This is a genomic window from Bacillus sp. XF8, assembly GCF_017498755.1.
GTDB classification, from domain to species: domain Bacteria; phylum Bacillota; class Bacilli; order Bacillales; family Bacillaceae_G; genus Bacillus_A; species Bacillus_A bingmayongensis.
This window is the reverse complement of sequence record NZ_JAGDQK010000017.1, coordinates 27,155-40,841: the sequence shown is the minus strand read 5'-3', so window position 1 is coordinate 40,841 and position 13,687 is coordinate 27,155. Positions and strand designations below refer to the sequence as shown.

Annotated in this window: 6 protein-coding genes, 5 pseudogenes and 1 other annotated feature; of the genes and pseudogenes, 6 read left to right on the top strand and 5 right to left on the bottom strand. The window is 35.5% G+C overall.

Annotated elements, in window-relative coordinates:
- Positions 1-66: 66 nt before the first annotated feature.
- Positions 67-738, bottom strand: a pseudogene (locus J4P91_RS11055) (IS6 family transposase).
- A gap of 227 nt (positions 739-965) precedes the next feature.
- On the opposite strand from J4P91_RS11055, the gene J4P91_RS11050 reads away from it, so the two are divergent.
- Positions 966-1,739 carry a ZinT family metal-binding protein gene (locus J4P91_RS11050; RefSeq protein WP_207994179.1) on the top strand — a complete coding sequence of 258 codons (774 nt, stop codon included), beginning with the start codon at positions 966-968 and terminating at the stop codon, positions 1,737-1,739.
- A 385-nt stretch (positions 1,740-2,124) separates the two neighbouring features.
- On the opposite strand, the pseudogene J4P91_RS11045 reads toward J4P91_RS11050, so the two are convergent.
- Positions 2,125-2,448: pseudogene (locus tag J4P91_RS11045) on the bottom strand (IS4 family transposase); the annotation flags it as partial.
- A gap of 173 nt (positions 2,449-2,621) precedes the next feature.
- Here J4P91_RS11045 and J4P91_RS11040 point away from each other — a divergent pair.
- Positions 2,622-3,125, top strand: a pseudogene (locus J4P91_RS11040) (dihydrofolate reductase).
- A 453-nt stretch (positions 3,126-3,578) separates the two neighbouring features.
- Here the strand turns inward: J4P91_RS11040 and J4P91_RS11035 are convergent.
- The 3 genes and pseudogenes from J4P91_RS11035 to proC all read right to left on the bottom strand — a co-directional run bounded on the left by J4P91_RS11035 (position 3,579) and on the right by proC (position 7,371).
- Positions 3,579-4,783 (bottom strand): annotated as a pseudogene (locus tag J4P91_RS11035) (IS3 family transposase).
- 730 nt (positions 4,784-5,513) lie between these two features.
- The gene (locus J4P91_RS29705; protein ID WP_017149798.1) at positions 5,514-5,723 is read right to left on the bottom strand and encodes a hypothetical protein; all 210 of its coding nucleotides are present in this window, start codon (positions 5,721-5,723) and stop codon (positions 5,514-5,516) included.
- A gap of 829 nt (positions 5,724-6,552) precedes the next feature.
- On the bottom strand, positions 6,553-7,371 hold the full coding sequence (gene proC / locus J4P91_RS11030) for a pyrroline-5-carboxylate reductase (RefSeq protein ID WP_207994178.1): 819 nt from the start codon (positions 7,369-7,371) through the stop codon (positions 6,553-6,555).
- A 504-nt stretch (positions 7,372-7,875) separates the two neighbouring features.
- Positions 7,876-8,082, top strand: a binding site (T-box leader).
- A 139-nt stretch (positions 8,083-8,221) separates the two neighbouring features.
- Between proC and proB the strand changes: the two genes are divergently transcribed.
- The 4 genes and pseudogenes from proB to J4P91_RS11010 all read left to right on the top strand — a co-directional run bounded on the left by proB (position 8,222) and on the right by J4P91_RS11010 (position 13,536).
- Positions 8,222-9,325, top strand: coding sequence for a glutamate 5-kinase (proB, locus tag J4P91_RS11025; protein ID WP_207994177.1), 1,104 nt, complete (start codon positions 8,222-8,224; stop codon positions 9,323-9,325).
- A gap of 180 nt (positions 9,326-9,505) precedes the next feature.
- Positions 9,506-10,753, top strand: a complete 1,248-nt coding sequence (locus J4P91_RS11020; protein ID WP_017149795.1) for a glutamate-5-semialdehyde dehydrogenase — start codon at positions 9,506-9,508, stop codon at positions 10,751-10,753.
- A gap of 209 nt (positions 10,754-10,962) precedes the next feature.
- Positions 10,963-12,158, top strand: a pseudogene (locus tag J4P91_RS11015) (IS3 family transposase).
- A 226-nt stretch (positions 12,159-12,384) separates the two neighbouring features.
- Positions 12,385-13,536 (top strand): ATP-binding cassette domain-containing protein, encoded by a 1,152-nt coding sequence (locus tag J4P91_RS11010; protein ID WP_207994176.1) that lies wholly within the window; start codon positions 12,385-12,387, stop codon positions 13,534-13,536.
- The last annotated feature ends 151 nt before the right edge of the window (positions 13,537-13,687 follow it).

Sequence of the window (13,687 nt, the reverse complement as noted above, 5' to 3'; positions counted from 1 at the left end):
TATATGTATGCTATATTCGGTTCTGAAACGAGAATAAATTGCATATATTCCTAGCGGAATCGTATCTTATGCTGTAAGCCAAAACAATTGGTGGATGAATTCTTTCTGATTTTGGACAGACTAATCTCGTAAAACAATCTATTCTTTTTAATCATATGCATGGCTTCTAATCCAAAAGGAATGGATGTAGCTGTATAAAAAATTTGAGCCCTAGCATAGAACGGATTCGCTTCTTTATAAAGCAATTATCTTGTTCTACTATGTTATTCAAGTACTTTTGTTGTTTAAGTTGCATACTATTAGGTATGCTTTTTCCTTTTTTCAACTGTTTAATTGCTATTGGATAAGCTGGATTTTTATCGACTGTAATCACACGAGGCTTTGAAATATGAAAAGAACGCAAAGCTTTCTTGAAAAGTCGCTTTGCAGCCTTCTGATTTTTTGTTTTGCTTAGAAAAAATCGATTGTATTTCCTTTCGAATCAACAGCATGATACAGGTACACCCATTGACCTTTTACTTTGATATATGTTTCATCGGCTCTCCAAGAGTCATTTGTTTGTTTAAGGTGACGTTGGATCCGTTTGTCCAATTCAGGGCCATACTGATGAACTCAACGCATCATAGTTGTGTGAGCCATGGATAGGCCGCATTTCTCCATCATTTACATCAAACGAACCGTTAACAAAATAATGTCGGACCGATAATGCTTCCATTTGAACAAATTTTGTTTTTTCATACTGATCACACACTTTTATAGAGTAATAGTATTAGTATGTCCAAGATTTATAGATTCATTGCAATTGTCCTGAAGTTTTTGCACCAGAGCCACTTGTAATAGTCTACGAAGATTTCTGGATAGGATCATCCATTCATCGATATTGGAGTATTTTTCCTTTGATGTTTACACAAAATATATGTATAATTTTAATCGTAATGATTACGATTTAAGGGAGGGGTGTTATAATGAGGATTTCATTTGCAAAGAGGGTAGGCATATTAACTATTAGTTCACTACTAGTATTGGTAGGCTGTCAGGCTTCAGGTTCATCCGAAGGCGAGTCTAATGAAACATCACCATCCTCAGCAGTTGCAGAAGGCTCTTCTGAAACGCAAGAGCAAACATCTGAAAGTCACACACATGAAAGTGAACACGATCACGGCCATGAGCACAGCCATAGTCATGCACATGATGAAGAAACAGAAAAAATTTATGAAGGTTATTTTGAAGACAGCCAAGTGAAGAATCGATCACTCTCCGATTGGGAAGGAGACTGGCAATCTGTATATCCATATTTACAAAATGGAACGCTTGATGAGGTATTTGCTTATAAAGCGGAACATACAGGTAACATGACAGCTAAAGAATATAAGGAGTATTATAATGAAGGGTATCAAACAGATGTTAACCGTATCGTGGTTCAAGGGGATACTGTAACATTCTTCAAAAATGGAGAAGAATATTCTAGTAAGTATATCTATGATGGGTACGAAATTCTGACATATGATGCGGGAAATAGAGGTGTAAGATACATATTTAAACTAGCAGAAAAAGCTGAAGGAGTTCCTCAGTATATTCAATTTAGTGATCATAGTATCTATCCGAATGAAGCTGGTCACTACCACCTGTATTGGGGTGACGACCGTGAAGCTTTATTGGATGAAGTCATACACTGGCCTACCTACTACCCATCAGAAATGGATGGACATGATATTGCTCACGAGATGATGGAGCATTAAATTAGGAGTCAAAATGATTATTTCTTTGACAAATATGTAAGATTCAAAGGTTATCAATCCAGAATCGCACTGTTTAATACTCAAAAAGTTAACCATAAAAAATATTCTCTTATATTAACAAATGCTTTACTGGAATAAAGAGCGCGAAAATAATCAAACATTTAAAAATATTAAGAGCGTGTTTTGATCAATCTTTTTTCAAAACACGCTTTTTCTATTTGGGGTCACCATACATGTCCATCAACTTAAGAATGAAAACAAAATGAACTTTCTTTCATTAAAACTAAAGTGTCCTCAATGTATAAGTATATTCTTAAAAATTGTGCATGCCAAATAAACCTAAATAGGTACCATTTTTGAAAATTATGCAGATTTCTTTTGTTTTCTCAATGATTTTATTTTGTAATAGTGCAGAGAAAATATCTTTTAAAAAGCAAACAGCTTTTTTATTGAAACGCTTATTTAGTCCTTCTGGACTCACAAGAGTTCCCGTAACAGCATGAAGTTGACTACACAGTCGAACTAAAGAATCACTCGCTACTCGTTAACTCATCCAGACACAGAGAACAGCTAAGTCATGTGCTGAAAACTTACGTTTTCGTTGTACAAAACCTAATTTTCTAGCAAGGTCTTCTAAAGATGAGAGACTAAAATGTTGATGCAGTTCTTCAGCAAATAATTGTAATTCATCTTCAATCGAAAGATTCATAAAAACACGCCATCCTTTCTAATTTATTCCATGAAAAAGTGTATTAGACTGAACCTTATTGTTACAATAATATTCTTCCTTCCGGCCTTCTAAAATTTTATAATATAAATATCTTAATTAAATAATTTTTATTATAAATACAGTCCGTATTTCTTTGATAAGGAGATAAAAATATGATAATATCCACAATGGTTGCAGTAGGAGAAAATAATGTAATTGGTAAAGACAATGATCTTCCATGGAGACTTCCGAATGACTGGGCATACTTAAGACGAGTTACTATGGGACATTCTATTATTCTAGGAAGAAAGAATTATGAATCGATAGGAAAACCTTTAGAGGGACGTAAAAATATTGTCCTAATAACAAATCAAAATTATATAGCTGAAGGCTGCCATATAGCTTATTCAATTGAAGATGCTCTCTCTAAATGCGAAGGGCAAGAAGTATTTATTCTTGGAGGAGAGGAAATCTATCAACAATTTCTTCCCTACACTCATAAACTATATATGACCAAGATCCATGCTCCTTTTGAAGGGGATCGTTTCTTTCCAAATATTGATCTTTCCTTATGACAAGAGATACTTATTGAAAAAGGAATTCAAGATGATAAAAATCCTTATGAGTATTACTTTCATGTATACGAAAAAAGAAATGCGGATAAAGAAAAATTTTAATACTTAATACTTAAAACTTAGGAGAATGTTTAATGACTTCACAAACAATGGAACAAGAATAAGAATTAAAAGCAACACTTATAGCATCAACACCAAATGCATGAAAGGTCGCTTTTACAGCAATACGAACTTGTTATTCTTCTAATGTACCTTCAAATTTATTCGAAGGTACGGAATATGAAAAGTATCAACAAAAACAGGCAACAGATGGGGAAAATGGAACCGATACTGATCGTCTATTTCGCCATATTATAGGAAGCGGGGCACAATGGGAAATTGCAAACTTAGCGGAGATACTTCGCCAAATTGTTATAGAATATGAACCTTGGTTGGAGCCATACTTCGAAGCCAGTAAGAAGTAATAACCTCTAATATCTGATAACATTGATTATAAGAATGAAAAATCCCTTCAGTACTTAAATTGTACTCTTTGTAAAGGACATTAAAAAAAGCCTAGGCAGCTCGAAGAAGATGCTCTCTGTATTGCACAGGGGTTATCTTTTTTAAATTCCATTGGTATCTGTAGTGATTGTAGTAAATCATATATTGTTTAATTTCATTTTTTAATTCATCTAAAGTTGTACATGCTTTAATAGAGGCTTCATCTTTAAGATTGCCAAAGAAAGATTCTTGGGGAGCGTTATCCCAACAGTTTCCTCTTCTTGACATGGATTGTTGTAACCCTAGTTTCTTAACTACTTTTTGAAAGTTAGGGTGCGTATACTGAATTCCTTGATCTGAGTGAATCAAGGCATCTTTTGCTTTCTGGAAGTTTTTGTTCCTTTTTAACTTTAGAAGAGTATCTGTAGCTAATTCTACTGTCATACGTTCTGATATATGATGGGCTAAAATTTCACTAGTCGAACCATCTTTAATGACCGACAAGTAGGCTTTCTGACCTTTTCCATAAAATAAATATGTGATATCTGTTAGAAGAACTTTACCAGGGATTTCTTGCTTAAATTGACGATTCAATATGTTTGGCACAACTCGATGTTCTTTTGTAGCTTTCACAATTCGTCGTATACGCTTCAAATTGTAGACAACCTGAAATTGACCCGCCAAAGTCATTTTGATTTGACGAGCCCCTTTCTTGCAACCCTTGAAATGGAAGGCTTTTAGGATGAGCTCTTTTACTCCTTCATCCTTCTTATCTTTTTTACGTCTTTGTTCCTGTGATTTCACAGAGAAATAGTTATAATAACCGCTTCTTGAGACACCAGCTACTCCACATAGGTATTTCACCATATGTTTGAGTTGATATATTTCTATCACCGAGCGAATCAGGATATATTTTTGGCTAGAAGGGAGGACTACTTTTTTAGCCCCCTTTCTATCAAACGAATCTTTTTTAACAGTTCGTTTTCTGCCTTTAGTAAGTTAATTTGAGCTTCTAAGCGAGCGTTCTTCTCCTCCAGAGTCATTTCTCTTTCTCTAGAACGTTTTAAATTTCCAGATCTAGTGTCACGTAGGCCACTAATCCCATTTTCATTGTAAGCTTTTCGCCATCTTTTACTCGCTGCCTTGATTCTATCCATTCCCAAGATTTCTACATCAAACCCACATTCTTCAAAGATTTGTCTTGGAAGCTTGCCTTTCTCTTTTTCGCCAATAAATATACGCTTAATTTCTTTCTCTGTAAAAACCTTTTTACTCATAATTTTCCCCAGTCTTTATATTTTTCTTAATTATATACAAAAAAACCAATAGGGAGACTTTTTTAGTGTCTATCCTATAGGGTACATTTTAACTTTTGAAGGGATTTTTATACATGTTATAATAATTTAGTTTTATAAAACTAAATATAATTGGTTTAGAAAAAAATAACGTTTTTTATACATGGGGATAGTAAAAATTCTTAAGTTGATGGGTATGGGGTACCGCCAGGATTTCGGAAAAACCCCACGCTAAGCAAAAAATACAAAAAAACCGTCTATCAGGACGGCTTTACTTTTTACATAATTATCGTTATTAGAAGTTAAAAGGATTTCTTTTATTTAGAATACAACCAAGGAATAGCGGGAGGGGTGCCCGCTTCAGGTAAAAGATAAACAAAAATAAAAAAGAAACAAATGAATAGACCTGAGATTATAACGAATAAAGAGAGAAATGATTTTATTTTCTTTATTACTCCGTATAAACCACAGATAAAACTTGTTAATCCTATAAATAAATCAACTAGAGCTACTGGATAGACAGAATAATTATCCAAAAAATACACTCTTACAAAACTGAAAAGCGTCATTGATAGAAAAAAGATTACTTGTAGAATTAGACCTAAAAAAGGAATATTCAATATTTAGAACTCCTTGCTAATACTTTGCATTATCGGAAGTCAATATATCTAGAAGCTTATAAGTTTCATAAATATATTGCAAACCTATCCTATTAGAGAGAGTGGTATAGTGGTCTTAGAATAATGTATAAGAGATAAAGTCCGAGAAGAACGGGAGTAATCACACGTGATATTGCCACCAATCTTTGGTTCTCGTACAACTTATTCAAGAAAAAGAAGAACAGGACTATCCAAATTCCTTTTGAAAAAAACGCATATAGTATATTGAATATAGCATCAAAACCTTGTATGAGAAAATTCATTGAGTTTCCCCCTTTTTCCTAATTGTAACATTCAGGAAAAGAGATATGTTGTGTAATTTTGGTTGTATATCATATTCATAGGGGGTTAACATAACATCTCATTATAAAAAGTTGGATATCGTCAGGAATCCTTTTATACCAAGGGACCCAAACTGTTTAGTGCGTTTTTATAGCTTAGAAAACCATTAGCGTACGAAAATCAAGTTTTCTCTTCTATAAAATGTATTAGCGTGGGTTTTATGTTAGTACATTGGTGTACCCCAGCACCATCAAGCTAATATTTTAGATTACCCCTAAACCAAAATTTTTCTTTTTTTAAATTGATTGATAGTAAACAAGAAAGGTTGGTAAATTGCCAACCTTTCTTGTTTGTAGAGTTTTAATTTTCGGTTATCAAACCAATAATAACAAAAATAATATCCTATTTGAATTGTTTTCCATTAAAATATCCTACGTAGTATTCTCCTCATGACTTTTTTTCTAAAGTTTAACGACGTTTGAGAATCTTTGCAACAGACCCTTTTTTGCAATTTACAATGTTAAACATGAATTTATTTTTTGTGAAGGTAATTATACAGGATGTGCTACAGAAAATAGGGAGGGTGTAAGACTAGAAGCTCAAAAGAGGCATGAAAATAGAAATGCATAAAATTATTTTGGAATAATTAAAAGGTAGAACGGACAAAATCAAGTAGGTATGAAATTGTCCGTTTGGGTTGCTATTGGTAATGAGACATCATGTAAATTAAATGTGAACATGGTTTAGAACTGTTCTTAGATATGTGTACTTAGCTAACAACATCTTTATCGGTCTCCTTTAAACTTTGTTTTAATCTTTAGTTAGACTGGATAATTCAACTGACTTTTGAGTACAACGTTTCATAGCTGAAATGATAGCTGTTCTTAAACCTTTTTCCTCTAGTGTTGCTATAGCCTCTATTGTCGTTCCACCTGGAGAACAAACCATATCTTTCAATTCGCCTGGATGTATTCCTGTTTCCAGTACCATTTTTGCAGAACCTAATACAGCTTGGGCTGCGAATTTATATGCTTGATTTCTTGGCATACCTTCTAGTACAGCAGCATCTGCCATGGCTTCTATAAACATATATACATATGCTGGAGAAGAGCCGCTTACAGATGTTACAACATCCATTAATTTTTCATTTACAATTTCTGTTTGACCAAAACTATTAAATATATTTAGTATATCTTCTAAATCTTTTTCTGTAACCATTTCATTAGAACATAACGCAGACATTCCTTCTCCAACAAGAGCAGGTGTATTAGGCATTACTCTTACAACCTTTAACTTTTTACCGAAAGCATCCTCAGTACTCTTAATGCTTTTTCCCGCAGCAATAGTTACGACTATTACATCGTTTTTTATCTGCTCTTTTATTTCGTTAATTACTGATGAGTATAAGTCTGGCTTGATTGATAAAATTAAAATATCAGCATTTTTAGCTACTTCATTGTTGTCAGTAGTTGTAGTTATATCATATTTTTCACTAGCATTTTTTAGATTAATGACGTTTAAATCTGAACAAATTAGTTTATCTGAAGACACTATATTTTTGTTTATCATCCCGCCAATCATAGCCATACCCATGTTTCCACACCCGATGAATCCAATTTGTTTGTCCATAATAACTCGATCTTGCTCCTTTTAAAATCAATTTTATTGGTTTGAAATTATTATTTTGAAAAAATTTAATAATATCCCATACAATATAAAAAAACATTTTAAGAGAGTGTATTACTTTTTGCAATACAAAAAATAAAGAAATCAATTTTATTCAACACTATAAAAGTACATGCACTATAATTTAATATTTTGTGTTATATACCACTCGGTAACATTAAAAATCATGTTGGAGAAGAGCAACACATCCTATCAATCGCATAAAGAAAAAGGGAAGTTGTATGCTTTGACATGAATAGCTCTTTTTGTTGTTCGCTAAGAGATGTTTAGAAGGTTTTATATTTATGAATAAGGCATAAGGTATTGTTATATTAACGTTTTCTAGATATGGTGATGTTAATACAGTGTGTACATAATTTCATACTTAAAACTTGTCACCCTATTAATTTTTCAAAATATTTCTTGACACAAAAATGCACCATATTGCATAATGAATAAAAATTAAATTGGAAATCGTTGAAGGGAACTAGTAAATATGTCTTCTTGCGCAAGAGAGTGGAATTCACCGGCTGAAAGATTCCTCGTATAGAAAGTATCGAACCTATCCCTGAGTCTTAAATGAAAGTTTAGGCGTACGCCTGCGTTATAGGCACCAAGTGGATATTTATATCAATGAAGGTGGTACCGCGGAACAATGACCGTTTCGTCCTTTTTATTAAGGGCGAAGCGGTCATTGTTATTTTGCTCTTTATTACTAGATAGGCAGCATTGATGAGAAGAGACATTGCTGCAAACTACATGTATAGAAACGGAATTTACAAAAAACTTTGAATTTAGACTAGGAGGTACAAAAGTGAAAAAACAACGAATTGTTGTGAAGATTGGAAGCAGTTCTTTGGCAGCTAATCATGGTGGCATCTCTGAGGAACAGTTTTCAGATCACGTTGCTGCTATGGCGCGGCTGAAACAGGAAGGACATGAAGTTTTGCTGATAACATCTGGGGCTGTCGCTGCAGGTTTTTCCGCTCTAGGATATCCAAGCCGACCTGTGACAATAAAAGGAAAACAGGCTGCCGCGGCTGTTGGGCAAAGTCTGTTAATGCAGGCGTATACGGAAGAATTCCGTAAATATAAGATCGTTACCGCGCAACTCTTGCTGACGAGAAGCGATTTCTCCAGAAAAGAACAATACAGTAATGCCTACGCCACTTTAGGGGAGCTACTAGATCGTTCCGCTCTTCCTATAATCAATGAAAATGATTCTATTTCTTTAGAGGAGCTGACATTTGGTGATAATGACATGTTGTCTGCTTTAGTAAGCGGGCTTGTCTTGGCGGATATGCTCATGATTTTTACGGATGTGAACGGTTTATATGACCAAAATCCCCAGAAAAATGCGGACGCGAAAAAATATTATTTTCTCCCTGAGGTTACGGAAGAAATCGCTTCTCTTGCTGGAGATGCCGGCTCAAAACTTGGAACCGGCGGTATGAAATCGAAAATCGATGCTGCAAAGACGGCACTATCTCTCGGAGTGAGTGTATTCATCGGAACAGGACGTGGACAGGAGAAGTTTTTAGATGTTTTGAAGGGGAAAGGTGATGGAACGTATATCGGTAATGCTCCTCAAAAAGTGATTAAGATGAACAAGCAATGGATTGCGCTACATTCGCTTGTTAGCGGACAAATTGAAGTAGATGCGGGGGCAGCCGCTGCTATCATTCAGCATGGAAAGAGTCTTCTTCCAGCTGGTGTTACTAGTGTGTCAGGATTCTTCCAAGCGGGCGAAGTCGTGGAGGTCGTAACGCAACAAGGGCGCGTGATAGGGAAAGGACAGTGCAGATACAGTGCAGAGGAACTGAGGGATTTAAAAGGTATGCAGAGCCATGATATTCAAACGCGAGGCGAAAGGCAAAGCTATGAAGTCATCCATAGAGATAATTGGGTTTCGTTTTAAGAATAGAGTGGACTCATCCAAGTGTAGAGCATAGAGGCCACCGTTATAAATCTGACTCTAATTCTTCAATCAATACAACTAATATCTAGGCAGGAAAGGCTTAAATGGTAGTGCCAAGTGGGCGGAGTGAAACAAGCCTCGAATTTTATACTTTTTAATCTTTAAAAGGAGGAAATGAAAATGAATGAAGTGTTGGCAAAGGGACAAAAAGCGAAGAAGATTGCTGGAGAACTTGTGCTCAAATCCACAGATCAAAAAAACGAGGCACTTGCCGCGATTGCTGATCAATTGATAATAGAAACAGCTTATATTTTAAAAGAGAACAAACGGGATATCGAAGAAGGTAAGGCAAAAGGATTTTCTGCTTCTATCCTTGATCGCCTTATGCTGAATGAACAGCGCATTATTGATATGACAGAGGGTATCCGGCAGCTGATTGATTTGCGTGATCCTGTTGGAGAATATGTAACCGCATGGGAAAGACCGAATGGATTGTCTATTCAGGAGATGCGCGTGCCACTAGGTGTTGTCGGGATGATTTACGAGGCGCGGCCAAACGTAACGGTAGATGCGGCCACAATTTGCTTGAAAACAGGAAACGCAGTGATCTTGCGTGGTAGTTCTTCCGCTACTTTTTCTAACAAAGCCATCGTTGCTGTTATTCACCGAGCGCTCAAACAAACAAGCTTGTCTCCAGAAAGCGTACAGCTTATTGAAGATACGTCACGAGATAGCGCAAAGCAGCTGTTTACATTAAACGAGTACTTGGATGTTCTTATCCCAAGAGGTGGCAAGAAGTTAATAGATACTGTAGTGAGAGAAGCGTCTGTTCCTGTATTGGAAACAGGTGCGGGAAATTGTCACATTTTCATTGATGAAACAGCGGATAAACAAATGGCATTTGATATTATCATAAATGCCAAAAAGCAGCGTCCATCTGTATGTAATGCAATCGAAACGATTATACTTCATGAAAAGTGGGCGCAGCGATTTGGTAGCGAACTATTTTCTTTCTTGAAGGAAAGAGGAGTAGAGCTACGTGGTGATAATAAAGTATTGGCAATTGATTCTTCTATTGTACCTGCTTCAGAAGAAGACTGGGGAACAGAATTTTTATCTCTCACGCTAGCAGTCAAAATGGTTTCCTCTGTTGAAGAAGCGATTAATCACATAAATACTTATGGATCCATGCATTCCGAAGCGATTATTACAGAGAATGAGGAAAACGTCAGCAAGTTTTTCACGTCCGTCGATGCCGCGGCGCTCTATCATAATGCATCGACCCGCTTTACTGATGGTTTTGAATTCGGCTTCGGTGCGGAAATTGGCATCAGTACGCAAAAGCTACACGTAAGGGGACCAATGGGGCTTCCTGCATTGACTTCCACAAAATATGTGATTCGTGGAAATGGACAGATTCGTAGATAATAAATATAGAAGATGCGGAAAAGCTCCATGCCTATTAAGTTAACAAGACAGGTTGAGACCAAAGCAAAAAGGATAGGCTGAAGGTTCTTAAATCGATAACATATTAATAGAAAAAAGGACCGACAATGGTATTATCCCCTTTAAGTAGACAGTGTAAAAAGACCATGTACATACATGGGTGTTACACTATTACTTGGAGGGGATTTTTCGTGGTTAAAAAAGGTACAACATTCAATACGTATTCAGATGGATTAAAACTATCAGCTGTTCAAAGTTATTTAAATGGAGAAGGCAGTTATCAAGCTATAGCTAAGCAATATAATATCAGGAGCTCTACACAACTTAAGGATTGGGTGAAAAAATATAAAGAATTGGGTGATATTACAGATACTCGTGGAAAAAATAGCGGAACTCAAGGTATTCCTAATCCACTAAAAGGAAAACGTGTCCATTTTAACAGTGTGGAGGAAGAGAGAGACTACTATAAGGCACAGGTTGCATATTTAAAAAAGCGTTATCCAAATCTGTAAATGGAGGTGCACTGAGGCACAAGGAGCGATATCGTATCATTGAATCGTTAAAAATGAAATATCCGATCACTTGGCTTACTAAATTCGCAGGTGTACATCGAGCGGGTTATTATAAATGGATCCGTGCGAAAACAGCTAAAAATGTACGATCAGAAGCGGATCAACAATTAAAAAAAGTGATACAATCTATCCACCTGAAGTACAAACAATACGGCTATCCACGTATGAAAATAGCTTTACAGGAGGAAGGTTTCTTTGTAAATCATAAAAAGGTTTATCGATTAATGAGTGAGCTCAACATTCAATCTATTATTCGTAAGAAGCGACGCTTCTTTAAAGGGAATTATTCGAATACTTTTCCGAATGTTTTAAACCGTGAATTTAAAAATCGAAAACAAAATGAAGCGCTCGTTACAGATATTACGTATTTACGAATCCAAGATGGATTTCGCTATCTTTCTGTCGTGCAAGACATTTATAATAATGAAATTGTTTCTTGGAAAATCTCTAGACGCAATGACAATGAACTCGTATTAGATACGCTTGAAAATTTGGTACAAAAAAGAGATGTGCGTGGAACCATTCTCCATTCAGATCAAGGGTTCCAGTACACATCTCATGTCTACAACAAATGACTTTCAGATTTGGGTATCATCGGCAGCCACTCTCGCAAAGGAAACTGCCATGATAATGCCTGCATCGAGTCATTTTTCTCCCATTTTAAATCGGAGATGTTGTATTTACACCATTTTAAAACAGAAGAAGAAGTAGTACAAGCAATTGAGGAATATATCTACTTCTATAACTATAAACGATTCCAAAAACGACTCAACCACCGAGCTCCGATAGAATATCGAATCTTGATGGCTGCTTAGTCTTTTTTATAGCTGTCTACTTGACAGGGCTAACACCACAAACGGTCCTTTTTTTGTTTCTTATCGAAGCATTCTGCTCGTAAAAAGCCTTTAATACAGGGGCATGTTTATAAGTTGAAATAGCCACTTGTAATGAATTCTTTACACTTTTTTTATACTTTTCTAGTCTAATTATTTATTCCTAGCACTTATTCTAAGCCTATCAACATCGAAAGGATGATTACTTATGTCAGAAACGATTCTTAAAGCAACAAATGTTTCAAAAATATATGGCAAACACAAAGCGCTTGATAAAGTATCTATCGAAATTAAACGAGGTATGATTTACGGATTAATCGGGGAGAATGGCGCAGGAAAATCGACATTTATGCGCACCATCATGGGATTAATCACTATCGACGAGGGTAACATCGAGCTGTTTGGGGAAACTGGCATGAAAGGATTGCAATATGCAAGAAGAAGAATGGGACAATCCATTGAAACGCCAGCACTTTATCCTGAATTAACGGCTCGAGAGAATCTACAAGTACAAGCGGCAAACGGTGGTGTAAGTGAACGAGAGATTGATAATTTACTTCACTCCAGTTTTGGCAGCAGGCTATTTCTTGATTTTCGTGAGAAGGCATTGATGGATTTAGTCGATGAATTGAATCAGATGATTGATGCATTTGAAGAAAAAAATCGCCAAGCAAAACAGATGGAAGAAAATGTGAAGTTGTCAATCGCTGGGCTCTCTCATGATTTACGGACACCACTCACGTCCATCAACGGCTATGTTCAACTCTTAAATACGGCCACAGATGAAACAAAGCAGGTGCACTATCTACAGATTATCGAACACTCTGTCAAACGTCTGATTGAGATGACAGATCACTTTTATGACTTAGCACGCATTGAAACTAACCAAAAAGAAATAGCATTATCTTCGATTTCTCTTTTTCCCTTAGTTGAAGAAATCTTTTTGTCCTCTTATGAACAACTCGAGGAAAAGAAAATTGAAATTCAATTTCCTGAACAAATAAATGATCGACAAATAATTGCTGACAAAATAATGCTTATTCGTGTCATCCAAAATATTGTTCAAAATATACTTCGTTATGCCAAAAGTAAAGCGATAATCAGCTACGGGAATGAAGAAAACTATCTAATTTTAAGCGTTAAAAATGATATCAAACCAGATAGTAAAGTGGCCGTAGAAAAAGTATTTATGCGTTTCTATACAGAAGTCACCAGTAGAACGAACACTGAAGCAAGTGGGTTAGGCCTTTATCTATCTAAAAAGCTAATAGAAAAAATGAATGGAAAAATGAATGCGAAGTTGAATGGCAATTGGTTTATTCTTAAAATTCATCTTCCCATCAATAGAAATCAACCTTAATTGTTTGGATTATTTTTTTAAAATTTTGTAATAATGTAAATTACTTTCTCTAATCCAATTATTTAATATAAAATATGTTCATTCATATTCACAAATGAGCCCCTTTTAGTTGGATACTTACGCTGAAGCAGGAAGAATTTGTTGTTCTTTG

What these genes read in the sequence shown, in the direction of transcription:
- J4P91_RS11050 (WP_207994179.1), top strand. Translation starts at nt 966, where the DNA reads ATGAGGATTTCATTTGCAAAGAGGGTAGGCATATTAACTATTAGTTCA.
- J4P91_RS29705 (WP_017149798.1), bottom strand. Translation starts at nt 5,723, where the DNA reads ATGAATTTTCTCATACAAGGTTTTGATGCTATATTCAATATACTATAT.
- proC (WP_207994178.1), bottom strand. Translation starts at nt 7,371, where the DNA reads ATGGACAAACAAATTGGATTCATCGGGTGTGGAAACATGGGTATGGCT.
- J4P91_RS11020 (WP_017149795.1), top strand. Translation starts at nt 9,506, where the DNA reads ATGAATGAAGTGTTGGCAAAGGGACAAAAAGCGAAGAAGATTGCTGGA.
- J4P91_RS11010 (WP_207994176.1), top strand. Translation starts at nt 12,385, where the DNA reads ATGTCAGAAACGATTCTTAAAGCAACAAATGTTTCAAAAATATATGGC.